This is a genomic window from Kibdelosporangium banguiense (genome assembly GCF_017876405.1).
Taxonomy (GTDB): domain Bacteria; phylum Actinomycetota; class Actinomycetes; order Mycobacteriales; family Pseudonocardiaceae; genus Kibdelosporangium; species Kibdelosporangium banguiense.
The window spans coordinates 8,702,057-8,725,414 of sequence record NZ_JAGINW010000001.1; the positions used below are offsets into that span (position 1 = coordinate 8,702,057).

Sequence of the window (23,358 nt, forward strand, 5' to 3'; positions counted from 1 at the left end):
CTATCAGTGGTAGAGTTGCCCTATCGCCGATAGAGACGGGGGAAGTGACTATGCGGGGCATGGTGCGAGCGAGGGTTCGGCGCTGGCCTGCCGGGTGCGTTCCGCCCAGCGCACGGCCGGGCCGATTACCGCGCCGGTGATCAGGAAGATGCCGCCGAGCACCAGCCAGCCGGGGATTCCCCAGGCCACGATCAGGGTGGTCAGCAGCAGTGGGGCGATTACGCGGGCCACGGCGAGGCCGTTGCCGAACAGGCCTTGGTATTGGCCGTGCTTGTCGGGCGGGGCGAGCGCGAAGCTGATCTCCCAGGCGCCGGCTGACTGCATCATCTCGCCGTAGGCCTGGATCAGGGCGGCGGCGAGCAGGATGGCGGCGCAGACCCAGGCCGAGGTGCCCAGCGCGGACAGGGCGAACGCGGCGCAGGAGACCAGCAGCATCAGGCCGGCGCGGCGCATGGAGCGTGTCGCGGTACGCAGCGAGGTGACGCGGCGGGCGACGCGGACCTGGAACAGCACCACGGACACGGTGTTGACCAACAGGATCGCGGAGACCATCCAGCGTGGCGCGTCGGTGTGCTGCACGATCCACAGTGGCGTGGCCAGGGTGATCAGCGGGACGTGCAGCAGCATGATCGTGTTGAGCAGCGACAGCAGGGCGTACGGCCGGTCACGCAGCACTGCCAGTTTCGGTCCGGTGCCGGGTGCGGGCGGGACCTCGGGCAGTGGTCGCAGGATGAGTGCACAGACCAGGAAGGTCGCGGCGTCCATGGCGAAGATCGCCAGGTAGGCGCTTGCGGTGTCGAAGTAGAGGGCGAGCCCGCCCAGACCCGCGCCGACGGCGATGCCGCCGTTGACCGCGGCCTGGATGATCGCGCGGCTCTTGGTGCGCAGTTGCGGGGAGACCAGGCCCGCCAGCAGGGCCTGGCGTGCGGCGGTCAGGCCGCATTGGGCGCTGGTGTAGAGGCAGATGGCGGCGACGAAAGGAGCGAACGAGCGGACGAACAGCAACAGGCTGATCGCCGCTGCGGTGGCGACGGCGAGCATGATCGCGGTGGTGCGCGGGCCGCGCCGGTCGGCGAGGTGGCCGAGTGGCACGCCGGTCAGGAATCCGACCGCCCAGCCGATCGTCAGGCCGAGCCCGACCTGGGTCGCGGACAGTCCGACCACCCGGGTGAAGTAGAGGGCCGAGGTCACGTAGAACGCACCGTCGCCGATGGAGTTGGTCAGCTGGGCTGCCGCGAGTCTGCGCATGGATCAGAAACTAGGAGGTAGATTGGTCGGCTGTTAGAGCCAATTCTTGCCAAACTGAATGGACCAATGGACTTTCACGTCAGCCTGGCAGGTCGTGGTGACCTGTCCGCGCGGATCTACCGCGGGCTGCTGGAGGCGATCGTCGACGGACGGCTGCGGCCAGGGGAAAGGCTGCCGCCGACCCGGGAGCTCGCGCAGCGGCTCGAGGTGTCGCGTACGACGGTGACCGATGCCTATGAGCGGCTGACCGCGGAGGGTTTCCTGGTCGGCAGGGTGGGCGCGGGCACGTTCGTGAGTGACCAGGCGGTCAAGCGGGCTTCCCGGCGGGCGGTGCACGGTGCGGCCCGGCCGAGGCGGTTGTGGGAGTCGATCCCGCCGCCGGCCTTGGACTCGGCGGTGCCGTACAACTTCCAGCTGGGTGTGCCGGACGGGGCGTTGTTCCCGCTGGAGACGTGGCGCCGGCTGGTCGCGCGGGAGCTGCGTGGCCGGGTGGTCCTGGACGCCCGGTACGCCGATCCGGCGGGGCACGCGGGTTTGCGGGCGGCGATCGCGCGCTATGTCGGGGTGTCGCGGTCGGTACAGGCGGGCGCCGACGACGTGCTGATCACCCAGGGCGCTCAGCAGGCTCTGGGCCTGGTCGGCCGGGTGCTGGTGGATCCGGGTGACTGCGTGGCGATCGAGGAGCCTGGTTATCCGCCGGCTCGGCGGTTGTTCCAGTCGCTGGGTGCGCGGGTGGTGGGTGTCCCGGTCGACAGTGAGGGCCTGGATGTCGGTGCACTGCCTGCGGATGCCCGGCTGGTGTACACGACGCCGTCGCACCAGTTCCCGTTGGGCACGCCGATGTCGCTGGCGCGCCGGACGGCGTTGCTGGCGTGGGCGCAGCGGCATGACGCGGTGGTGGTCGAGGACGACTACGACAGCGAGTACCGGTTCTCCGATCGTCCTTTGCAGCCGCTGCAGAGCATCGACCGGGCGGGACGCGTGGTGTATGTCGGGTCGTTCTCCAAGACCATGCTGCCGATGCTGCGAGTCGGGTTCCTGGTGGCGCCGGTGTCGCTGCGTCCGGCGCTGGTGACGGCCAGGCAGCTGGCGGACTGGCACGGCGACGTGGTGACGCAGGGCGCGCTGGCGCAGTTCATCGACGAGGGCCTGCTCGCCCGGCACATCCGCAAGGCGACCCGGCAGTACGCAGCCCGGCATGAGCTGATCACCAGCACACTCGAGCGCGACTTCGGATGGCTGAAACTGGTGCCGTCCGCGGCCGGGCTGCATCTGTGCGCACGAGCCGAGAGCGACGTCGCCGAGGTGGTCGCACGGGCCCGGGCGGAGGGCGTGGGCGTGCAGGCGCTGGCTGATTTCTGTGGCACGCGGCCACAGCATGGCCTGGTGATCGGGTACGGCGGGATCCCGCTCGACCGGATCGCCGAGGGCCTGCGGCGGTTGTCCCGAGCCAATTCGGCGTAATTGGCCCTGGGTGGGCGGCCGCGCGGGCTCTAGCGTCGGATCATGCGGTTCCGGATCATCGACGCTTTCACCGATCAGCCGTTTCGCGGGAACCCGGCGGGTGTGTGCCTGCTGGAGGGCACCTGGCCGGACGACGAGTGGATGAGGAGGGTCGCGACCGAGACCAACCTGTCGGACACCGCGTTCGTCCTTCCGCTCGACAGCCAGGACGCGGACTACGCCTTGCGGTGGTTCACACCTGAGATCGAAGAGGACCTCTGCGGGCATGCCACGCTGGCCGCGGCGCACGCGTTGCACGAAGACCGCGGCACGCCTGCCACGGTCCGGTTCAGCACGCGCCGCGGAATCCTGATCGCCCACAGCTTCGCCGACGGCGGCATCACCCTCGACTTCCCCGCCTCTCCCCCGGTTCAGGCACCTCCGCCCGCGGGGCTCGCCGAGGCGATCGGCGCGGAACCTGTGGAGGTCTATCGCACGGGTGCGTTGCGGGATCTGCTGGTGGTCCTGCGTGACGAGCACGCGGTGCGCGGTGTCGTGCCGGACATGACGGCGATCGCGAGGATCGAGCGCGACGACGACATCCGCGGTGTGATCATCACCGCGCAGGCCGACGGCCACGACTTCGTTTCCCGGTTTTTCGCCCCGGCCGACGGTATTCCGGAGGATCCGGTGACCGGCAGCGCGCACACGGCGTTGGCGCCGTACTGGGCCAGGCGGCTGGGCAAGGACACTCTCGTCGGCCTGCAGGCGTCCAAGCGCAGGGGTGTCGTGCGTGTGGCGATGCGCGGTGATCGTGTGCTGCTGAACGGCAGTGCGGTCACCACGTTCGACGGTGTCCTGCGGGCTCCAGCTGTGGTCCTGAATGGACAGTACGGGTCAGTCGGTGGCGGGCCAACTGCCGGGCTCGCCGGGTGAACCGGGTTCCCCGGCCATCACGTACTTGCCGGCTTCCAGCCGCGACCGCAGCCCCCGGGTCCAGTCCGCGCCGGACTGCGCGGACTGCTCCCACAGCGTGTACAGCTCACCGATGTGTTCCGGGCCGCGGGATTTCCGCAACTGAACCCCGGCGTCGTCGCGTTCGGATTCCAGCGCGGCAAGGCGTTGCCCCAGCAGACTGATCGCGTCCTGCCGGGACAACGCGGGCAACAGGGCCAGGCCGGCGCCGAGCATGTCGGGGCGGTGCTCGGGCTGGCGGATCGCGTTGCGCAGCAGCCGTTGGAACTCCTGCTCACCGTGCGCGGTGATCTCGTACTCCGTGCGGGTGGCGAGGTTGTCCTCGATGAGTGAACCGGCCTTGGTCAGCTGTCTGAGCGCGTGGTAGATCGAGCCCCATTTGACGTTGGCCCACCGGTCGGCACCCCAGGCAAGCAGCTCACTGCCGATCAGATACCCATGGGCGCGGCCGTATCCGCGCACCACCCCAAGCACCAGCAACCGTGTCGCCGACATGGCCCGTCAGCCTAGTCAGCCATCCAGGACGGCAGTCAGGCATCTCGCAGGACTCCGGCCGCCAGGCCGTCGAGCAGGTGTCGCAGGCCGAACTCGAAGAGGGCGTCGTAGCTGAAGTCGTAGCCCGCGCCCTCCAGCCGGGCCATTACGTCGGTGAAGGCCGGGAAGGCTCCGGAGGCGACGACTTCCTGAAACAGCGCGGCCCGGCCGTCGGTCCATTCTTCCTGGGTCTGGCCGGTGTCGGCCTGCGCCTCGGCTTCGGCGTCCAGGTTCACCGCGAGGCCCTGCACGTAGCTGTACATCGTGATGTGCACGTCCATCATGGTTTCCGCCGACAGCCCGAGCCTGGCCATCGCCTGGAACATCCACTCGGCGTGGGCCAGCATGTTGCCCAGCAGCAGTGGCCTGCTCAGGGGCATCGCGCGGGCCAGCCAGGGATGCCGGCGATGCAGTGTCCACTGTAGACGCGCGGCGGTCTCGAACCGGGCCCGCCATCCATCGGGCGGCGCGGCGGGCAGGGCCGTCTCGCCCCAGGCGGTGTCGATCATCATCAGGATCAGGTCGTCCTTGTTGTGCACGTACCGGTAGAGCGACATCGGCCCGACCTTCAGCCTGGCCGCGACACCGCGCATCGACACTGCGGGAAGCCCTTCGGCGTCGGCGATGTCGATCGCCGCGCGGATGATCTCGGCGGCCGTCAACCGCTGGTCGGGCGCTTCTCGTGGCCGGTCGGCGCGCTCGGCCACGATCGTGCCGACCCGGGGCACCGCGGTCACGTCGCCTGACTGGCTCAGCGCGGTCAGCGCCTTGGTGGCCGTTGCGAGCGCGACGCCCCACTCCTGGCAGATCTGCCGCGTCGAGGGCACCCGCTCGCCCGGCTTCAGTTCGCCGGCGTCGATGCGTCTGCGGATTTCGGTGACGATCCGGGCATACGGCGGCTCCACCACACCTCCTGTACTAGTACACAGCGCTCAGCATACCGCACCTGTCATAGGACAGGTCGAGTCATGTTTGCGCAGTTAAAAGGGCATGTTGTACGGTCGCTAGGACAGTTCAATACAGCGTACGCACGAGGGGAACGAGTAGATGTCGAACGTGCTGATTTCGGGTGCGAGTGTGGCCGGGCCGGCGCTGGCGTACTGGCTACGGCGGCACGGGATGACCCCGACGATCGTCGAGCGGGCGCCCGGGATACGGCCCGGCGGGCAGGCGATCGACGTCCGCGGAGTCGGACTGACCGTGGTCGACCGGATGGGCCTGCTCGACGCGATCGGCGACCTGCGCACCCACACCACCGGGATGTCCTTTGTGGACGCCGATGGCGCGGAGCTGATGCGCAGCACCGAGGAGACGCTCACCGGAGGGGTGGTGGACAACGAGGACATCGAGATCCTCAAGTCCGATCTGTCGGAGGTCCTCTATGACGCGACCCGCGACGACGTCGAGCACCTGTTCGGCGATTCCATCGCCGGTCTGACGCAGGACGACGAGGGCGTGACGGTGGCCTTCGAGCGCGGCGCCGGGCGCCGGTTCGACTACGTCATCGGCGCCGACGGGCTGCATTCCACGGTGCGCTCGCTGGTGTTCGGCCCGGAGTCGCAGTACCTCACGCATCTGGACACCTATCTCGCGGTGTTCACCGTGCCGAACTTCCTGGGCCTGGACCGCTGGCAGACCTTCCACCAGACCGAGGGCGGGCTGGCCGGGGTGTACACCACGCGTACCAACGACGAGGTCCGCGCGTTCCTGGGATTCGAGTCGCCGCTGCTGGATTTCGATCACCGCGACCTGGACCAGCAGCGCAAGCTGGTCGCCGACCGGTTCGCCGGCGCGGGCTGGCAGGTGCCGCGGCTGCTGGCGGAGATGATGCGGGCGCCGGACTTCTACTTCGACGCGATGGGCCAGATCCGGATGCCCACCTGGTCCTCAGGCCGGGTGTCGCTGGTCGGTGACGCGGCGTACTGCGGGTCGCCGTTGTCGGGCCAGGGCACGACGATGGCGCTGGTCGGCGCGTACGTGCTGGCGGGCGAAATGGCTTACGGCGGCGGGTTCGCGGCCTATGAGCAGAAGATGCGCGGGTTCGTGGCGGCCAATCAGGATGTGGCGCTGGCCGCGTCCCGGTCGGAGGAACGCCGGATCGACCCGGAGACCATGCGGCGCATCTCCAACGGCATCACCCTGCCGGTGTACTGAGTCCCTTGTGGGTGGCCAGGGGTGGGCCACCCACAAGGGGGTCCATTCAGCGCCGCAGGCCACGCTGCAGTGCGGTGATCAGCTCACCGTTGGCGGTGTCGCCGTCCAGCGACCAGATCATGGCCCCGCCGAGGCGGCGGTCGGTGATGAAGCGGGCCTTGCGCTTGATCTCGGTCGGGTCGTCGTAGGTCCAGAAGGTGGTGCCGTCGAACAGCCAGGCGTGCCCGGCCTTCTCGTCGCGGTACACCTTGTAGGTCCCGGTGCCCACCAGGTTCTTGAGGACCTTGTAGTCCTCGCTGCCGGCCTCGTAGGTGGCCGGTGCGGGACCGGTGGCCGGCTGGAACAGCCCGTGGTTCTGGTTGGTCACGCCTGTCCAGCCGCGGCCGAAGAAGGGCACGCCGAGCACGATCTTGTCGCGCTGGGCGCCGCGTTGCAGCATCGCGTCGACCACGACCTGGCTGGAGAACTTCGGCGAGGTCGGGTCGGCGTCGGAGTTGCGGATCGCCGACTGCTGGTTGGTCAGCGGGTCCCACGAGCCGTGGTAGTCGTAGCCCTGGACCGTGGCGAAGGTCAGCAGGCTGTACACCTTGGCCATCTCGAAGCCGCGGTCCATCATCGCCGGGTTGGCCGGCAGGAACGCGGTCAGGTCGTAGGTTCTGCGGTTCTGCCAGCCCAGCCGCAGCATCTGCAGGCGGTATTCCAACAGCAGCCTGGTGAAGTTCTGCTTGTCCTGCGGCCGGATGACATTGCCGGGGTTGCCTTCGCTGCCCGGCCATTCCCAGTCCAGGTCGATGCCGTCGAACACCCCGGCCGCCGCGCCCGCGGGCGCGCCCGGCAGGTTGCCCTTCAGCCAGAGGTCGATGCAGGACTTCACGTGTGCCGCGCGTGATTCGGGGGTCAGTGCGGCGTTGGAGAAGTATTTCGACCCGGTCCAGCCGCCGACCGACATGTAGATGCGCAGTTGGGGGAACTTGGCTTTGAGTTGCCTGAGCTGGTTGAGGTTGCCCGACAACGGCTGTCCGGCCTCGTCGGCCTTGCCGTTGACGGACTGCTCGGCGGGGACCGGGCGCTGGTAGTCGGCCCACGGGTCGGCGCTGACGCACTTGCCCTGCTCGTCCAGGAAGCCGAACGCGTAGTTCAGGTGGGTCAGTTTCGCCGCGGTGCCGTTGTCGACCAGGCTCCGGACCGGGAAGTTGCGGGCGTAGATGCTCCACTGCGTGTAGTACCCGACGGTGCGGGCGCCGTCGTGGTACGAATGGGCCTCGGCCGGAGCGGTCACGGCCCCGAGCCCGATCGACAAGGCCGCAGCCAGGACCACCTGGGCGCCCCATCTCCTGTTGACCATGGTTCTCCTCGCGCTCGCAGCGGCGACATTATGGTCTGGACCACGTTAGATCGAGGTCTAGACCACAGCTACGCCCGAACGGCGGAATCGGACAGTTCACACCGGTGGAAAATAGCGGCGTGACGTGGGCGATCAACCAGATGGGCCAGGTATTGGCGAGTAGTTGTCTGGACCATACCCGGCGAGTTCGGCGTCCGGCGGCCACGCGCCCGGGACGCCGAACACCGCGCCGGGCTCCCCCGCCATCAGGTACGTCCCTGCCCGCAGGCGCCGGATCATCTGCTGTGTCCACTGTGCACCGCCCGCAGCGGTGTGGGTCCACAGGCCGAACAGTTCCCGGATGTGCGGCGCACGCTCCCAGTTGTCGTTCTGGTGCTGGTATTCGTCCTGGCTGGTGCGCAGTGTGCGGTGGCGGACCTCCAACAGTTCGATCGCCTCGGCCCTGCTCAGCGCGGGCAGCAGCGACAGCCCGGCGGCGAGCATGTCCGGGCGCGGCTGTGGTTCCCGCAGGGCGGCTTTGAGCAGCCGGAAGAACTCCGCTTCGCCGCGTGCGGTGATCTCATGGTCGACGCGTCCGGCCTCGTCGATGTCACCGGCGGTGAGCAGGCCTTCCTCGGCGAGTTTGCGCAGCGCGTGATACAGCGAGCCCCATTTGATGTTCGCCCAGCTCTCCGCGCCCCATCGGAGCAGCTCGGCGCGGATGAGGTAGCCGTGCGCGCGGCCGAACCCGCGCACCACGCCGAGTACCAGCAGCCGTGTCGCGGACATGTCAGGTCCACAGCCCGCCGACGGCGCCCTGGACTTTGCAGGTGATCAGCTCCAAGCGGTCTTTCTCGTTGCCGGGGCCTTCCCGCACGAGCCTGGCGTACTCACGGATGGCGGTCAGCGGCGTCATGGAGCCACATTATTAGGCCCACGTTGCAGACGATCCGTGCACAAGCCGTGACCAGGCCGAACGCGGTAATTGTCAGAGGGGCCTGGTAAGACGAAGTCATGAAAATCGGGATCGGGCAGCGGCGGGCCAGGCTTGGCGTGCGGCACCTGCTGGCGGCCAGGGCGGCGGCCGTCGACGAGGTGGCCGAGGCCATGGTGGCGTTGCACGCGACCGATCCGGCGACTGTTCACTTGGCTGCCGCCGCCCGACAGCGCGTGCCTGACATCCCGGCAGTCGAGCGCGCGCTGTACGAGGACCGGACTGTGGTGCGGATGCTGGGGATGCGCCGCACCATGTTCGTGGTGGGTGCCGGTCTGGTCCCTGTCGTCCAGGAGGCCTGCACGCGGGATGTGGCCGCGCGGCTGCGGCGTGGCCTGGAGCAGCACCTGGCCCCAGTGGGCAAGAACGGTCAATGGCTGTCCGAAGTGGAGGATTCGGTGGCGGCCGCGCTGGCCGCTCGGGGCTCGGCGACCGCCGCGGAGCTCTCGCAGGATGAGCCCCGCCTGCGGACCGAGCTCGTGTACGCGCCGGACAAGAGCTATGGGGCGAAGGCGTTCATCACCTCCCGTGTCCTGGGGCTGCTGGCTGCCGACGGCCGGATCGTGCGCGGCCGGCCGCGTGGGTCGTGGCTCAGCGGCCAGTACTCGTGGTCCACTCTGGACGATTGGTTACCGGCCCGGGCCACGTGGCCACCCGAGGCCGCGCGGGTCGAGCTGGCCCGTCGGTGGCTCGCCGCCTACGGTCCGGCCCCGATCACGGACCTGCGGTGGTGGACCGGCTGGACGGCGGGCCAGACCAAGAAGGCGCTGGCCGAGCTCGGCCCGGCCGAGGTGGACCTGGACGGAACCCCGGGCATCGCCCTGGCCGGCGACCTGGAACCGGTGGCCACCCCGGACCCGTGGGTCGCGCTCCTGCCGGCCCTCGATCCCACCCCCATGGGCTGGCAGTCCCGCGACTGGTTCCTCGGGCCGCACGGCCCTGCCCTGTTCGACCGCACCGGCAACATCGGCCCGACAGTCTGGGCCGACGGCCGGATAGTCGGCGGCTGGGCCCAGCGCGCGGACGGCGAGATCGTGTTCAACTTGTTGGAAGACCTTGGAAAGGAGCCAACAGCCGCCATCACAGCCGAGGCCGCCCGCCTTCACCACTGGCTCGACGGTGTCCGCGTCACGCCCCGCTTCCGCACCCCGCTGGAACGCAAGCTGTCGCTCTGACCAGAACGGCTCTGTTCTGCCCGGCTCACGCCTGATCGGTGAACAACGCGCTGATCTTGGCCCCGCCGACGCGGTCCAGCCATGTGCGGAAGTCCATCAGGCCTGGGTGGATCACCCGCAGCGCCGGGATGTCGGCGTGCCAGCCGCCGTTCTTGCCCATGAAGTCCAGGGCCGCCTGGTAGTTCCGGGCGAGCTCCGGGTAGTGCGCGGCGAGAAGCTCCGGTGTGAGGTGTTGGTAGGTGACGGTCCGCCCGATGGCCTCAGTGATCGCCGCGGCCATGTCCTTGTGGGACAGCTCGTCTCCGGCGAGCTCCAGGGCCTGACCGGTGTAGGTTGCCGGGTCGGCGAAGGCGATGCCGGCGAACACGGCGATGTCGTCGACGGCGATCACCTGCGTGGCGGTGTCGGGGTCCCACGGCTCTTTGAGCTGTCCCGTCGCGGTGTCCAGGAATCGCGGATGGGTGAGGTTCTCCATGAACTTCACCGGCTGCAGGAATGTCGTGGGCAGGCCGGTCGACCGGATGTGCTGTTCGATTCGCTGTTTGGTCGCCCAACTCCCGATGTTGTTGGCCCTGTCGACGCCTGCGACGGACGCGTAGACGAGGTGGTCCACACCGACTGCCGCTGCGGCGTCCACGACGTTGGTGCCGAGTTCGAATTCGTCGCCGCCCGGCGGCTGGACGCTGAACACACCGCTGACTCCGGCCATGGCCGATTCGAGGGAGTCGACGTCGCTCATGTCGCCAAGGACCGGTTCGGCTCCGGCTTCAGCCAGTGCCTGAGCGGCGGGAGTGCCCGTGTCGCGTACCAGGACGCGGACGTGCGTGCCGCGCGCGATGAGATGCCGTGCTGTCGCGCCGCCCTGCTGGCCGGTCGCGCCGAGTACCAGGATCATGCCGTCCTCCGGAGAAATATCAAGGTTGCGCGCCCCTATCAGCCTGATCAGCCCGTTGCGGGACAATGGCGCAGGAAAGGACGACGCCGACCTTAAACGGGGACAGCCCCCGCTTATGCGGTCTACCATACGGAGACAGTCCCCGGTTACGCAAGGGGTGTTTGATGGCGAGCACGGCCAACCCCGTCCGGCCCATGCGCGCGGACGCGCGGCGAAACTATGAACGGCTGCTCGACGCGGCCAAAGCGGCATTCGCCGAGCACGGCACGGACGCGCCACTCGACGACATCGCCAAACGGGCCGGTGTCGGCTCCGGCACTCTCTACCGGCACTTCCCCACCAGGCTGGATCTGATCGAGGCGGTCTTCCAGCTGCAGATCCAGGCCCTGCTCGACCAGGCCACAGAGTTGCTGGCGGCACCGGACGCCGGTGAGGGCCTGATGCAGTTCCTGCGCCTGGTGATCAACCACTCGAACACCTATCGCGGCCTGGCGACCGCCCTCATGGTCGCGCTGAACAACGCCGACTCGGCCGTGGCGCGCTCATGCCACCAAATGATCTACGGCGCCGGCGGCCGCCTGCTCGACCGTGCCCAGCAGGAAGGCGCTGTCCGCGCGGACGTCAAGCTGGTCGACCTGCTCAAACTGGTCAACGGCATCTCGCTGGTGACCGAGAAGGACAGCGACGACCCGCACCTGCCCGACCGTTTGCTGGCTTTGCTCGTCAACGGCCTGCGCCCATAGCCGACATGTTCCGGGCCCGAGTGGAATGATCAGGGCATGACTGGGGATCTTGTCCGGCGGGCGGGGCGTGAGGTCGAGCCGGGCGATCCGGCTGCGTTGCGGGCCGAGCTTGCGGACGCGGTGCAGACGTTGCCCGCGTTGCCGCCGGTGGATCCGGGTGACCGGTATGGGATCCGGGCGTTGACGGTGCTGTGGTTGGAGGCGGACAAGACCGAGCACACGAGGCGGGCGTATTTCGCGGATCTGAGTGCGTGGCTGGACTGGTGCCGGCGGACCGGGCTGGACCCGTTGCAGGCGCGCCGGGCCGATGTGGACGCGTGGAAGGCGACGCTGACGGTCACCGCCAAGGACGGTTCACTGCGGAAGGCCTCATCGTCCACTGTGGCGCGTCGGCTGGCCGCGATTTCCAGCTGGTATCAGTACCTTGAGGACAATGACGTCGCCGAGCGCAACCCCGTGTCGGCGGTCAAGCGGCCCAAACTGGATCAGCAGTCACCGTTCCCGGCCTTGTCGGAGGCGGAGACCGCCGCGCTGCTTGACCATGTCAACCAGCGCGCCGAACGGGTCAACAGTGAGGCGGCGCATCGGGACGCGGCCTTGTTGTCACTGATGTTCCACACCGGGCTGCGTGTGTCCGGTGTGACCACGGCCCAGGTCGAGGACCTCGCCTACGACCGCGGCCATCGAATCCTCTGGTACACCAAGAAAGGCCAGACCCGGGACTTCGTGCCGCTCGCCCCTCCGGTCCTGGCCGCGCTCGACCGTTACCTGCAGCTGCGCACGGCGCGCGAAGGCGAACCCCGTGGCCCGCTGCTGGTCACCACCCCGCACCCGCGCGACCCGTCGAAGGTCGGCGGCCGCGCGCTGACCCAGCGGGACGTGTGGATCGCGTTGCGCCGTTACGCCCGGGAAGCCGGCCTGGCCTCAGCCGACAGCATCACCCCGCACACCTCCCGCCGCACCGTCGCCACGACGCTGCTGGCCAATGGCGTCCCCATCGAGAAGGTCCAGGACTTGTTGTCGCACAACGACATCCGCATCACCCGCGGCTACGACGCGGCCCGTCACAAGCTGGACTCCTCCCCGGTGTACACGCTCGCCGCGGTGATCAGCCGCCATCAACCGGACTGAGCGGACGCCACACCGTCGTGGTCTTCACCTCCGCGTCCTCCAGTGCCTTGGGCACCGAGATCTCATACCGGGCGACTTTCTCGAACTTCTCCTGCGGCAGATGCGCCCGGCCCGGGTCGCCGACCAGCACGGTGACGCCGCGTGCCTGCAGGCGTTGGATGAACGGCATCATCCGCGACGTGACCGCCTTGTCGTAGAAGATGTCACCGGCCAGCACCACATCGGCGCCGTCGGCGTCACCGTCGAGCATGTCGCCCAGGACCGACTCGACCGTGAGCGCGTTGACCTCGGCATTCAGGGCGATCGCATCGATCGCGAACGGGTCGATCTCGTTGGCCACGACCCGCCGCGCGCCTGCCTTGGCCGCCGCCAGAGCCACCACGCCACACCCGGCCGCCAAATCCAGCACATGCCGCCCAGCCACCAGCGACGGGTTGTCCAGCACATACCGCGCCAGCGCCTGACCGCCTGCCCACGCGAACGCCCAGAACGGCGGCGCCAGGTCAGTCTCCCCGACCTCGGCCTCCACCCGCTCCCACAACTCGATCGCGTCATCAGCCAGATAGAGCTGGATCTCCGGCACATGCGGGGCAGTCCCCAGGCGCGTGTTTGCCCGGACAAAGGCGGCAGTCATCCCGCCATGGTCCCAGCCCGCCCTGTCCCGGCCTCCCGGTGGCCGCCTCAATACCTTCGACCCGGCCTGTTCGCTAGCCGAGGAAGTTTCAAGGTCCGCGGCCTCAGCGTTCCGCGGACGGCTGAATCCTGGAGGAGTTTCAGGACATCGGCAGCTTGTCTAGACGGGGGCGCCGAAGTGGACGCCGGTCAGCTTTTCGGAGACCTCCCAGAGTTTGCGGGCTGTGTCCTCGTCGTAGGCGGCGCGGATGGCGCGCACGATTTTGGGGTGGCCGCGTTGTTGCATGAAGCCGTCCGGTCCTACGTAGGAGCCGCGGGGCAGGTCGGGTTTTGTCGCGGCGTACAGGGTGGGCAGTGCGCCCATGGCCATGTCCTGGGCGATGATTTTGTTGCCGAGGCCGACGACGAGTTCGACCAGTTTGTTGCCGGTGGCCTTGGCGGACGCGGGCTGCAGGTTGGTGGCGGCGAAGCCGGGGTGGGCGGCGTAGCTGCCGACGCGGGGCAGGCGGCGGTCGAGTTCGAAGGCGAACAGCAGGTTCGCCAGTTTGGCGTTGGAGTACGCCGCCCATTTCTGATATTTCCGCTCGCCCTGGAGGTTGCCGAAGTCGATCCGGCCTCGCTGGGCCAGGCCGCTGGACACGGTGACCACGCGGGAGTCCGGCCGCTCGGTCAGCAATCCGGCCAGGCGGCCGGTCAGGGCGAAGTGGCCCAGGTGGTTCGTGCCGAACTGCAGCTCGAATCCGTCCGCCGTCCGCTGGTAGGGCAACGCCATCACGCCGGCGTTGTTGATCAGCAGGTCGAGTCCGTCGTGCTGGATGGACATCGCCCCGGCGAACCGCTCGATCGAGCCGAGATCCGCCAGGTCCAGCGGCTGGAACTCCAGGTCGGCGTGCGGCACCGCGGCTGTGATCTCGTCGATCGCCCTGGCGCCGCGTTTCGGGTCACGCGCCGCGACCACCACATGGGCACCGGCACGCGCCAGCTCCCGGGCCGTCACCAGCCCCAGACCGCTGTTGGCCCCCGTGACCACCGCGATCCGGCCCGTCTGGTCCGGGATGTCGGCCGCGGTCCACTTCGCACTCATAGCTTGTTCCTCCTTGCGAGCTCGCCCCGTGGCGCAACGGTGCGTTGCGTTTCACGCTACTCCGACTGGCGGCGCAACGCAACGTCGCGTAGTGTTCTGGACGTGTTCAGCGAGACCAGGCGCCCGGGGAAAGGCCCCCGGCAGGCCGCCGAGATCTACCGGGCCACCCTCGACCTGGTGGTCCGGCACGGATACGACGGGCTGACCATCGAGGGGGTCGCGGCCTGCGCCGGGGTCAACAAGACCACCATCTACCGCTGGTGGCCGTCCAAGGACGAGTTGCTGTGCACGGCATTCGTCGAGACCGACCTGCTGAAGGTGGACGTGACCGACACCGGCAGCCTGCGCGGCGACCTGATCGCGGTGACCCACCAGGTGATCGACCTGCTCACCGGCGAGGAGGGCAGCCGGGTCACGCGGGCCTCACTGGGCGGCCTCGACCGCCCCGGCCTGGCGAAATTCGTGGCGACGCTGTGTGCCGAGCGGCTCAAGGCCGAGCGGCCCATCTTCGAACGCGCCGTGGCGCGCGGCGAGATCGCGCCGGGCGCCGACCCGGCGACCACAGTGGACTTACTCGCCGGCGCGATCTGGTACCGGGTGCTGGTCCGCCAGACCGAACTGCCGACCGACTTCGCCGAACAGTTAGTGGACATCGTGCTCGGCGGGCTCCCCCGGTCGTCGTAGGCCAACTGCCGTAGCCGGCGGACAGGTCGGTGTCAACGTCTTGACATCGATGTCAGCCTGGGTTGTCCTGTGGCGCGCGGCCCAGGGCAGGGCCGTGAGTTCCTCACCTTTCCTCGACGCGGAGGCGAGCACGATGGGGCACCGGCGGACCGGCTGGCCAAGACTGGGAACCACACGCCTGGCGGCCGCCGCCTTAGGCGTGACACTGTCGACGACACTGCTGGCGAATCCCGCCGCCGCCCAGCCTGGAGGCCCCACGGACTTCTCCTCGTCGTTCGAGCCGGGCGACACCCAGCCGACCTGGACCAGCACCGCCGAGACCGACCCGGCGGGCAATCCCAAGGCGGCCGGGGTCAACGGCGACGATCCCACCCGCATCCCCGGCGACATCACCGACCGGGTCACCGAGATCACCGCCAACGGCGAGAACCCCGGCTCCGACGAGGTCAAGGAGAACCTCGTCGACGCCGACCCGCTCACCAAGTGGCTGGTGTTCGAACCCACCGGCTGGGTGCGGTTCAAGTTCGCCGAGCCGGTCGGCGTCGTGCGCTACGCGCTGACCTCGGCCAACGATTTCCCCGGCCGCGACCCACGCGACTGGACCCTGAAAGGCTCCACCGACGGCGAGAACTGGACCACTCTGGACACCCGGACCGGCCAGAGCTTCGAGCAACGGTTCCAGACCAAGCAGTACACGTTCGCCGGTGGCGGTGAATACCTCTACTACCGCCTGGACTTCACCGCCAACAACGGCGATCCGATCGTGCAACTGGCCGAGGTCCAGTTCTCCGAGACCACGCCGCAGGACGAGTCCCGCATCACGGTGGCCCCGAACATGACCACCACCGTCGGCGACGGCCCCACCAGCGCCTTCACCGCCCGTCCGAAGACCGGGTTCACCGGCCGTAAGGCCTTCCGCTACGTCGGCACCCACCTGGCCACAGGGCATGCGTACTCCTACAACAAGGTGTTCGACGTCAACGTTGTCGTCACCCCGGCCACCCAGCTGTCGTATCTGATCTTCCCCGAGTTCCTGCTCGACGACCTGAACTACCCGAGTACCCACGCCGCGATCGACCTCGCGTTCACCGACGGCACCTACCTCAGCGACCTCGGCGCGCTCGACCAGCACGGCAACGCCCTGACCCCGCAAGGCCAGGCCGCCTCCCGCACCCTCTACACCCAGCAGTGGAACAACATCGTCTCCGACATCGGCAAGATCGCCGCAGGCAAGACGATCGACCGCATCCTGCTCGCCTACGACAACCCCAAGGGCCCCACCGGGTTCAAAGGCTGGGTCGACGACGTCAAGATCGCCGGCGCCCCGGCCCGCAAGACCTACGCCGCCCTGTCGGACCACGTCCTGACCACCCGTGGCACCAACGCCACCAACAGTTTCTCCCGCGGCAACAACTTCCCGGCCACCGCCGTGCCGCACGGCTTCAACTTCTGGACCCCGGTCACCAACGCCGGTTCCACCAGCTGGCTCTACGACTACGCCCGCGGCAACAATGCCGACAACCTGCCCACCCTGCAGGCCTTCTCCGCCAGCCACGAACCCAGCCCCTGGATGGGCGACCGGCAGACCTTCCAGATCATGCCGTCCACAGCCGACGGCACCCCCAACGCGGGCCGTACCGCCCGCGCCTTGCCGTTCAAGCACAGCAACGAAACCGCCAAAGCGCACTACTACAGCGTGCAGTTCGACAACGGCGTCAAAACCGAGATGGCACCCACCGACCATGCCGCGATGTTCCGCTTCGGCTTCCCCGGCGCAGCGAACCTCATTTTCGACAACGTCGACAACAACGGCGGCCTGACCCTGGACCCGGCGGGCCGCACCATCACCGGCTACTCCGACGTCCGAAGTGGACTGTCCGCGGGCGCCGGCCGGCTGTTCGTCTACGCCACGTTCGACAAGCCCGTGACCGCGGGCGGCATGCTGCCCGGGGGCGGCGGCCCGAGCGTCACCGGCTACCTGAAGTTCGACGCCGGCGCCGACAAGACCGTGACCATGCGGATCGCGACCTCACTGCTGAGTGTCGCGCAGGCCCGCAAGAACCTCGAGCAGGAGATCGCCGCCGGCGACACTCTCGAAGCCGTCAGTGCCCGTGCCCAGCGGGCCTGGGACGACAAACTCAAGATCATCACCGTCGAGGGTGCCACCGAGGACCAGCTGACCACGCTGTACTCCAACCTCTACCGGCTGTTTCTCTACCCGAACTCCGGCTTCGAGAACACCGGCACACCCCAGCGGCCGGCCTACAAGTACGCCAGCGCGTTCGTCCCGAAGACCGGGCCTGACACCCCCACCCAGACCGGCGCCAAGATCGTCGACGGCAAGGTCTACGTCAACAACGGCTTCTGGGACACCTACCGCACCACCTGGCCGGCCTACGCCCTGTTCACCCCCAAGCAGGCCGGTGAGATGGTCGACGGGTTCGTCCAGCAGTACCGCGACGGCGGCTGGATCTCCCGCTGGTCCTCCCCCGGCTACGCCAACCTGATGACCGGCACCAGCTCGGACGTCTCCTTCGCCGACGCCTACCTCAAGGGCATCACCAACTTCGACGCCCGCGGCGCCTACGACGCGGCCGTCCGCAACGCCACCGTCACCCCGCCCGACCAGAGCGTGGGCCGCAAGGGCATCGACAAGTCGATCTTCCTTGGTTACACCCCGACCTCCACCGGCGAAGGCATGTCCTGGGCCTTGGAGGGCTACATCAACGATTTCGGCATCGCCAAGATGGCCCAGGCCCTGCACGACCGCGCCGCCCCCGGCGACCCGCGCAAACAGGAGTACCTGGACAACGCCGAATACTTCCGCAACCGCGCCCAGAACTACGTGACCATGTTCGACCCGGCCATCGGCTTCTTCCAGGGCAAGTCCGAAGACGGCCAGTGGCGCACGACCCCCGAGACCTACGACCCGCGCGTGTGGGGCTACGACTACACCGAGACCAACGGCTGGAACATGGCCTTCACCGTCCCGCACGACGGCCAGGGCCTGGCCAACCTCTACGGCGGCCGCGACAAACTCGCCGCCAAGCTCGACAGGTTCTTCAGCGACCCCGAGACCGCGCGCTTCCCCGGCTCCTACGGCGGGACGATCCACGAGATGCTCGAGGCCCGCGACGTGCGCATGGGCCAGTACGGGCACAGCAACCAGCCCTCGCACCACATCCCGTACATGTACAACTACACCGGCCAGCCCTACAAAACGCAGGAGAAGGTCCGCGACATCACCTCGCGGCTCTACATCGGCAGCGAGATCGGCCAGGGCTACCCCGGCGACGAGGACAACGGCGAGATGTCCGCGTGGCACATCTTCAGCGCACTGGGCTTCTACCCGCTGCAAATGGGCAGCCCCACCTACGCGATCGGCTCACCGCTGTTCACCAAGGCCACGGTGAACCTGGAGAACGGCCGCAAACTGGTGATCAACGCGCCGAAGAACTCCAAGCAGAACATCTACGTCCAAGGCCTGAAGGTCAACGGCAGGCCCTACGACAAGACGTTCCTGACCCACGATCAGCTCGCCGGCGGCGGCACGCTGGACTTCGACATGGGACCCAAGCCCTCCGCGTGGGGCACTGGCGCCGACGCGGTCCCGCCGTCGCTGACCACGGGCACCGAGGTCGCCAAACCGCTGCGTGACACCTCGAACCTGACCGGCCCGCTGTTCGACAACGACTCCCAGACCGAGGCGACCGTCTCGCAGATCGCCTTCACGCCCGCCCGGCCACACGACATCGTCGAGTTCTACACAGTGACCTCGGCGAAGGCCACCGGCGCGGACGCCCGCGACTGGGTGCTCAAAGGCTCCTTCGACGGCAAGAACTGGGCCGTGGTGGACGAACGCAAAGCCCAGAGCTTCCCGTGGCGCCGGCAGACCAAGTCGTTCAAGGTCGCCAAACCCGGCCGCTACACCCAGTACCGGCTGGAGTTCGGCGGGCCGGTCACCCTGGCCGAAATCGAGTTCCTGGCCAAACCGACCCCGGCGTGCACCCAGACGATCACCGGCACCCACACCGGACCGCTGCGCGTCACCGGCGTCGTATGCCTGCAGGACGCCACCATCGGCGGACCAGTCCAGATCGACGCGGGCGCCTCGCTCTACGCCTTCGGCGGCGCCATCAATGGACCGGTCACCGGCTCCCAGGCCGCGGCGGTGGCGTTGATCGGCACCAAGGTCAACGGACCCGTCACCCTGACCGCAACCCGCGGCGAGGTCAGCCTCGGCGCCGCCCGGATCAGCGGCCCAGTGTCGCTAGTGGACAACAAGGGCCCAGTCGTCGGTTCGTCGACCGTCCAGGGCCCGGTCAGCTGCACCGGCAACAACCCGGCTCCCACCAACAACGGACTGACCAACCAGGTCAACGGGCCCCGCACAGGTCAGTGCGCCCAGATCTGACCTGTTCCGTGGCCGTGGGTGCGTATGCCTGCGGCCACGGCCCCCCGACATCCAGCCTAGCCGTGGGGGCTGACAGTTCTGGGGCATCGAAGATCCGCTGGTGGTGGTTGTCCACAGATTTCCGGGGCCGCCGGTAGGATCTCGGTCCGTGGAGGTCTACCTGCTGATCCTTGGGGATCACCTGCCGGACCCACGCACGGGGCAGTCGGTGTCCCAGCCTGACCGGGTGCATGCCATGGTCGAGCAGGCCGTCGTCGCCGAGCAGTCCGGGTTCGCCGGGGTGGCCATCGGTGAACACCACTTCACCCGCTACATCGTCTCCGCGCCGGAGCTTCTGCTCGCTGCCATTGCCGCGCGTACCTCGACGTTGCGGCTGTCCACTGGCGTCACTCTGCTTCCGCACCGCGATCCGGTTCGTGTCGCGGAGGAGCTGGCGACTCTCGACGTTCTGTCCGGTGGCCGGGCCGAGCTCATCGTCGCGCGTGGTGTTTCCAAGGAGACCGATCTCGCGTTCGGCATCGAGCCGTCCGATCTACGGCCCCGGTTCGACGAGTATCTCCGGTTGCTGCTGCAGTTGCTGCAGGAGGAGAACGTCACCTGGAACGGTACGTTCCGTACTCCGCTGGCCAACGTCACCACCACGCCTCGGCCTCTGCAGAAACCGCACCCCACTGTGTGGATCGGCAGCGGCTCCGCGATTTCCGCGGATCTGGGGGCTGAGCTGGGCATGCCGCTGATGTTGCCCAGCACACTGCGCTCACCGGACGCGTACGCCGACGTGGTGGCCCGATATCGGTCCCGCCTCACGAGGCCCGGCCGGGTCGCCTTGCCCAGCCACGTTTTCGTGTCCCCGAGCAACGCACGCGAGCTGTGGCGGCCCTACCTGTCGGCTTACGCCGCGTTCGCCGAGCCGTGGCGGGGCGACGGGCAGGCACTGGACATCGACACCCTCATGGAGGGCGCTGCGGTCTGCGGCGATCCCGCAGAAGTCGCCGACCGGCTCAACGCCTTGCAGAGCCTGCTGGGTCTCGACGCACACCTTGTCCTGATCGATGTCGGCGGCCTGCCACCAGACGAGGTCCTGGCCTCGATCCGCCTCTTCGGCGACAAGGTCATCCCTCAGCTCGCCGCCTGACCAGGCTTGCGAGGTCGATGGTCATCGGGAAGGGCTCCGCCGTGGTGAATCCGCCGATCACCTCACCTTTGTCGACATAGCCCGAAGTCTCGGTGAGCTCGCACATGCGCAGCGAGATCGGCTCCTTCACATCGACGATCCAGTAGTGCCGGATCCCGGCATCGGCATATTCCGATCGCTTGATCTTGTAGTCCATCCGGCGCGAGCCTGGTGATACGAACTCCACCACGAGCAGGACGTCAGCCGCCTTCATCGTCTCGCCGTTGTCCTCGGCCCGCTCGAACGCCAGGCCATCACCGACCATCAGATCCGGTTGCCGCACAGTCCCAGGCTGATCGGGCGGGACCAGACCCAGGTCAAGATCGATCTCAGTGAGAACCTCCCACTCGAAGCCGCCTGGCAGCTGATCCTCGATCTGCCTGGCCAGTGCCCTGATCCCCAACACATGGCGCCGCTTCGGGCTTGGCGACATCAAGAGGTGGCCCTCCTGCAGCTCGGTTCGAAATTCGGTTTCGCCGAGCGCTGCGTACTCACCGACTGTGTACAACTGTGTCGGCCAGTGCTCCATCGCGGTCACGGCTCCTCCTCACCTTGCCCGCCGGCGTTGCACGGGCATGCGAACCCGATAGAGAGCCTACCTGTCACCGCATGTGACTGCCCCTCGCGAACTGGCTGTTCACGAGGGGCAGTACTGGTTCGTTCTGATTACTGCACGACCAACGCGTAGTCCGCGTCAGTCGCTGTGGTCTCGACGTGGCCGTCGGCGTTGATCTGGCTGGCGATCACTTCCACCTGCCAGGTGCCGGGGGCGGCCGAGTCCAGGATGACGTTCTCCACGGTGTCCACAGTGTTCGGTGAACCACCCGGCGTGGACACGGTGCCCGCGGACAGGCCGTTGTTGCCGTAGTAGACGGTTCCGTCCGGGGCGGTGACGCGGAGGGTGAGGTCGTTGACCCGGGTGACCGACGATGTGGGGCTGCCGGCTGGGTCGGTGTAGACCAGGGTTGCCTTGAACGGTTTGGCCGCCGAGACCGTCACGGGGTAGCGGCGGGTCTGGCCGTTGGTCAGCAGGTCGGTCTCGTTGACCAGTACAGGCAGCGTCCATCCGTTGGCGCGGGCCAGGTTGTAGAGGTTGCCGACGCTCGCTGTGCCCCAGCCCTGGTGGGTGCGGGTCATGTCGTGCGTGGTGCCGGTGAACGGGAACTGGTTGGCCGTGTTGATGAGCAGGGCCTTCGCGGTCGACGCGTGCGGACGCGCGGCGAACACGTCACGCCCCTTGCCGGGACCGCCGTCGAACACGCCGTCGGCCCACATCTGGAACAGCAGACCGGCGTTGCCGCACGTGATCGGCGTCGCGCCGCTCGTGCCACCGAACGACGTCGTGTAGGACGTGTCGCTTGAGGACGATGTCGTGTTGATGGCGTCGTAGTAGTTCGACAGTTCCGGCTTGATCCGGCCGTCGGTGGCCGGGCCGATGCTGGCTCCGCTGTTCCACCTGTCGTCGGTGCGCGACAAGGTGTTGTAGTGGTACTGGCCGCCCACCGACAACACGTTCTTGGCCCACGCCTCCGGGCGCGAGCTGCGGGTGCCCGCGTTGGACTGCGACTGGCAGATCAGGATGTCGTGATCGAACACGATCCTGTCCATCGCCGCCGACACCGTCGTGTACGACGTCGTCAACGCGCTGCCCCAGCTGTTGCTCTGGAACACCGCGCGGTACGGTCCGGCCGGGTCGACCAGCTCACGGGTGTGGGCGTAGCGGTCCGGCTTGTTGTAGGTCGCGATGATGCCCTGCGCCTCGGGCAGGAAACCACGGTGCATGGCACTGGCGCCCTGGGCGAAGATCTCGCCGTAGGTGGACGTGCCGTGGCTGGTGTCGGTGGAGTTCGAGCCGTGCAGGACCGGCGGCCGCGCCCGGAACTCCTGGTGCGTGGCGCGCAGTCCACCGTCCATGACCTCGCCGCGGACGCCCTGCCCGCGGTAGCCGCCCGCGGACTCGATCACGTTGGCGCCGCTGGCTTCCCGTGCCGTGTTGATGTCCGTCTCGGGCGCCGACAGCGCGCCGATCGCCAGCACCTCGGGCAGCTGGCTGATCTGGGCGACCTGGCCGGAGCCGAGGACCACCGACAGGTGCTGGCGGCTCTCGGAGACGGAATCGACCTGTCCGCCGAGCCGCCTGACGCGCTCGGCCACCGCGCGCTGGTCTGCGGAGTCCGCCTCGACCAGCGTGACAAGGTACTGGCCCACGGCGGCCCTCGACGCCGTCATCCCCACCTTGTCGGCCGGCTGGTAGTCACCGAGCCATCGCACGAAATCCAAACCCGACACTGATTTCTTCGCCGCCGTATCCATCCGGGCGACATAGGCGAAATCAGGAATATACGTGCCGATTCTGACGCCCATTCCGCGCAATTGTGCGCGTTGCGTGTCGGTCAATGGCGCGCGGAACTGAACGAGATAGGCGCCATTGCCGGATTGTTCGCCCACCGTCCGCGCACTCGTCCGTGCCGGATCGAACGTCCGATTGGCCAGGTAGATGAACTGCGCGTCCTGCGGTGTGTCCGAACCGCTGGCCGTGACGACACCGGTCGTCATCAGCACGGCAGCGAAAACGGACCCCACCACTAGGCCGCGTCGAGATCGCAGCATGAATTACCTCCGGATCGCAGCAGGGACTGCCCGAACGGGAGGAAAGGCCCAGGCAGGTCACCGACGGTACCCACCAGTTGACAACCGGTCAGCCGCCGAACGGCCTACCGCTATTTACTGTGAAAATGGGAAGCGCGCCCTCC

The 23,358-nt window shown here is 68.1% G+C and carries 20 protein-coding genes; 9 read left to right on the forward strand and 11 right to left on the reverse strand.

Annotated features, from left to right (window positions below; all coding sequences use genetic code 11):
- Positions 1 to 48: 48 nt before the first annotated feature.
- The gene (locus JOF56_RS39570; RefSeq protein WP_209644529.1) at positions 49 to 1,248 is read right to left on the reverse strand and encodes an MFS transporter; all 1,200 of its coding nucleotides are present in this window, start codon (positions 1,246 to 1,248) and stop codon (positions 49 to 51) included.
- 66 nt (positions 1,249 to 1,314) lie between these two features.
- On the opposite strand from JOF56_RS39570, the gene pdxR reads away from it, so the two are divergent.
- Together pdxR and JOF56_RS39580 are read left to right on the forward strand one after the other, a co-directional pair.
- Positions 1,315 to 2,712, forward strand: a complete 1,398-nt coding sequence (gene pdxR / locus JOF56_RS39575; protein WP_209644530.1) for a MocR-like pyridoxine biosynthesis transcription factor PdxR — start codon at positions 1,315 to 1,317, stop codon at positions 2,710 to 2,712.
- A 42-nt stretch (positions 2,713 to 2,754) separates the two neighbouring features.
- Positions 2,755 to 3,627, forward strand: a complete 873-nt coding sequence (locus JOF56_RS39580; protein WP_209644531.1) for a PhzF family phenazine biosynthesis protein — start codon at positions 2,755 to 2,757, stop codon at positions 3,625 to 3,627.
- Here the strand turns inward: JOF56_RS39580 and JOF56_RS39585 are convergent.
- Positions 3,589 to 4,161, reverse strand: coding sequence for a PadR family transcriptional regulator (locus JOF56_RS39585; RefSeq protein WP_209644532.1), 573 nt, complete (start codon positions 4,159 to 4,161; stop codon positions 3,589 to 3,591). The genes JOF56_RS39580 and JOF56_RS39585 overlap by 39 nt on opposite strands.
- A 35-nt stretch (positions 4,162 to 4,196) precedes the next feature.
- The gene (locus JOF56_RS39590; RefSeq protein ID WP_307855461.1) at positions 4,197 to 5,105 is read right to left on the reverse strand and encodes a TetR/AcrR family transcriptional regulator C-terminal domain-containing protein; all 909 of its coding nucleotides are present in this window, start codon (positions 5,103 to 5,105) and stop codon (positions 4,197 to 4,199) included.
- 142 nt (positions 5,106 to 5,247) lie between these two features.
- On the opposite strand from JOF56_RS39590, the gene JOF56_RS39595 reads away from it, so the two are divergent.
- Entirely contained in the window at positions 5,248 to 6,354 is a 1,107-nt protein-coding gene (locus JOF56_RS39595; RefSeq protein ID WP_209644534.1) for an FAD-dependent monooxygenase, read from the forward strand.
- A gap of 46 nt (positions 6,355 to 6,400) precedes the next feature.
- Here the strand turns inward: JOF56_RS39595 and JOF56_RS39600 are convergent, their stop codons facing one another.
- From JOF56_RS39600 to JOF56_RS59700, 3 genes are all read right to left on the reverse strand, one after another.
- Positions 6,401 to 7,699, reverse strand: coding sequence for a glycoside hydrolase family 18 protein (locus JOF56_RS39600; protein ID WP_209644535.1), 1,299 nt, complete (start codon positions 7,697 to 7,699; stop codon positions 6,401 to 6,403).
- Between the two features lie 132 nt (positions 7,700 to 7,831).
- Complete coding sequence (locus tag JOF56_RS39605) at positions 7,832 to 8,467, reverse strand: PadR family transcriptional regulator (RefSeq protein WP_209644536.1); 636 nt, start codon at positions 8,465 to 8,467, stop codon at positions 7,832 to 7,834.
- Position 8,468: 1 nt separating this feature from the next.
- A complete protein-coding gene (locus JOF56_RS59700; RefSeq protein ID WP_281065553.1) occupies positions 8,469 to 8,594 on the reverse strand; it encodes a MerR family transcriptional regulator in 126 nt (41 codons plus the stop codon).
- Between the two features lie 98 nt (positions 8,595 to 8,692).
- Between JOF56_RS59700 and JOF56_RS39610 the strand changes: the two genes are divergently transcribed.
- The gene (locus tag JOF56_RS39610; protein WP_209644537.1) at positions 8,693 to 9,847 is read left to right on the forward strand and encodes a winged helix DNA-binding domain-containing protein; all 1,155 of its coding nucleotides are present in this window, start codon (positions 8,693 to 8,695) and stop codon (positions 9,845 to 9,847) included.
- Positions 9,848 to 9,872: 25 nt separating this feature from the next.
- Here JOF56_RS39610 and JOF56_RS39615 read toward each other — a convergent pair whose 3' ends face one another.
- The gene (locus JOF56_RS39615) at positions 9,873 to 10,742 is read right to left on the reverse strand and encodes an NmrA/HSCARG family protein (RefSeq protein ID WP_209644538.1); all 870 of its coding nucleotides are present in this window, start codon (positions 10,740 to 10,742) and stop codon (positions 9,873 to 9,875) included.
- Between the two features lie 164 nt (positions 10,743 to 10,906).
- On the opposite strand from JOF56_RS39615, the gene JOF56_RS39620 reads away from it, so the two are divergent.
- Positions 10,907 to 11,485: a TetR/AcrR family transcriptional regulator gene (locus JOF56_RS39620; protein WP_209644539.1), complete on the forward strand. Its 579-nt coding sequence runs from the start codon at positions 10,907 to 10,909 to the stop codon at positions 11,483 to 11,485.
- 36 nt (positions 11,486 to 11,521) lie between these two features.
- Positions 11,522 to 12,616: a tyrosine-type recombinase/integrase gene (locus tag JOF56_RS39625; RefSeq protein ID WP_209644540.1), complete on the forward strand. Its 1,095-nt coding sequence runs from the start codon at positions 11,522 to 11,524 to the stop codon at positions 12,614 to 12,616.
- Here the strand turns inward: JOF56_RS39625 and JOF56_RS39630 are convergent.
- Positions 12,594 to 13,250 carry a class I SAM-dependent methyltransferase gene (locus JOF56_RS39630; RefSeq protein ID WP_209644541.1) on the reverse strand — a complete coding sequence of 219 codons (657 nt, stop codon included), beginning with the start codon at positions 13,248 to 13,250 and terminating at the stop codon, positions 12,594 to 12,596. The genes JOF56_RS39625 and JOF56_RS39630 overlap by 23 nt on opposite strands.
- 159 nt (positions 13,251 to 13,409) lie before the next feature.
- A complete protein-coding gene (locus JOF56_RS39635; RefSeq protein WP_209644542.1) occupies positions 13,410 to 14,333 on the reverse strand; it encodes an oxidoreductase in 924 nt (307 codons plus the stop codon).
- 102 nt (positions 14,334 to 14,435) lie between these two features.
- Between JOF56_RS39635 and JOF56_RS39640 the strand changes: the two genes are divergently transcribed.
- From JOF56_RS39640 to JOF56_RS39650, 3 genes are all read left to right on the forward strand, one after another.
- Positions 14,436 to 15,017, forward strand: coding sequence for a TetR/AcrR family transcriptional regulator (locus tag JOF56_RS39640; RefSeq protein WP_307855462.1), 582 nt, complete (start codon positions 14,436 to 14,438; stop codon positions 15,015 to 15,017).
- Positions 15,018 to 15,150: 133 nt separating this feature from the next.
- Entirely contained in the window at positions 15,151 to 19,431 is a 4,281-nt protein-coding gene (locus JOF56_RS39645; protein ID WP_209648748.1) for a GH92 family glycosyl hydrolase, read from the forward strand.
- A gap of 148 nt (positions 19,432 to 19,579) precedes the next feature.
- Positions 19,580 to 20,566: an LLM class flavin-dependent oxidoreductase gene (locus JOF56_RS39650; RefSeq protein WP_209644543.1), complete on the forward strand. Its 987-nt coding sequence runs from the start codon at positions 19,580 to 19,582 to the stop codon at positions 20,564 to 20,566.
- On the opposite strand, the gene JOF56_RS39655 is transcribed toward JOF56_RS39650, so the two are convergent.
- Both JOF56_RS39655 and JOF56_RS39660 read right to left on the reverse strand, forming a co-directional pair.
- Positions 20,544 to 21,134 carry a Uma2 family endonuclease gene (locus JOF56_RS39655; RefSeq protein ID WP_209648749.1) on the reverse strand — a complete coding sequence of 197 codons (591 nt, stop codon included), beginning with the start codon at positions 21,132 to 21,134 and terminating at the stop codon, positions 20,544 to 20,546. The genes JOF56_RS39650 and JOF56_RS39655 overlap by 23 nt on opposite strands.
- Positions 21,135 to 21,271: 137 nt before the next feature.
- On the reverse strand, positions 21,272 to 23,215 hold the full coding sequence (locus tag JOF56_RS39660; protein WP_209644544.1) for a DUF8729 domain-containing protein: 1,944 nt from the start codon (positions 23,213 to 23,215) through the stop codon (positions 21,272 to 21,274).
- Positions 23,216 to 23,358: the final 143 nt, after the last annotated feature.

Coding starts and splice junctions, on each gene's coding strand:
- JOF56_RS39615 (WP_209644538.1), bottom strand. CDS start 10,742: ATGATCCTGGTACTCGGCGCGACCGGCCAGCAGGGCGGCGCGACAGCA.
- JOF56_RS59700 (WP_281065553.1), bottom strand. CDS start 8,594: ATGACGCCGCTGACCGCCATCCGTGAGTACGCCAGGCTCGTGCGGGAA.
- JOF56_RS39655 (WP_209648749.1), bottom strand. CDS start 21,134: ATGGAGCACTGGCCGACACAGTTGTACACAGTCGGTGAGTACGCAGCG.
- JOF56_RS39605 (WP_209644536.1), bottom strand. CDS start 8,467: ATGTCCGCGACACGGCTGCTGGTACTCGGCGTGGTGCGCGGGTTCGGC.
- JOF56_RS39660 (WP_209644544.1), bottom strand. CDS start 23,215: ATGCTGCGATCTCGACGCGGCCTAGTGGTGGGGTCCGTTTTCGCTGCC.
- JOF56_RS39595 (WP_209644534.1), top strand. CDS start 5,248: ATGTCGAACGTGCTGATTTCGGGTGCGAGTGTGGCCGGGCCGGCGCTG.
- JOF56_RS39620 (WP_209644539.1), top strand. CDS start 10,907: ATGGCGAGCACGGCCAACCCCGTCCGGCCCATGCGCGCGGACGCGCGG.
- JOF56_RS39630 (WP_209644541.1), bottom strand. CDS start 13,250: ATGACTGCCGCCTTTGTCCGGGCAAACACGCGCCTGGGGACTGCCCCG.
- JOF56_RS39625 (WP_209644540.1), top strand. CDS start 11,522: ATGACTGGGGATCTTGTCCGGCGGGCGGGGCGTGAGGTCGAGCCGGGC.
- JOF56_RS39580 (WP_209644531.1), top strand. CDS start 2,755: ATGCGGTTCCGGATCATCGACGCTTTCACCGATCAGCCGTTTCGCGGG.
- JOF56_RS39610 (WP_209644537.1), top strand. CDS start 8,693: ATGAAAATCGGGATCGGGCAGCGGCGGGCCAGGCTTGGCGTGCGGCAC.
- JOF56_RS39645 (WP_209648748.1), top strand. CDS start 15,151: ATGGGGCACCGGCGGACCGGCTGGCCAAGACTGGGAACCACACGCCTG.
- JOF56_RS39635 (WP_209644542.1), bottom strand. CDS start 14,333: ATGAGTGCGAAGTGGACCGCGGCCGACATCCCGGACCAGACGGGCCGG.
- JOF56_RS39600 (WP_209644535.1), bottom strand. CDS start 7,699: ATGGTCAACAGGAGATGGGGCGCCCAGGTGGTCCTGGCTGCGGCCTTG.
- pdxR (WP_209644530.1), top strand. CDS start 1,315: ATGGACTTTCACGTCAGCCTGGCAGGTCGTGGTGACCTGTCCGCGCGG.
- JOF56_RS39570 (WP_209644529.1), bottom strand. CDS start 1,248: ATGCGCAGACTCGCGGCAGCCCAGCTGACCAACTCCATCGGCGACGGT.
- JOF56_RS39585 (WP_209644532.1), bottom strand. CDS start 4,161: ATGTCGGCGACACGGTTGCTGGTGCTTGGGGTGGTGCGCGGATACGGC.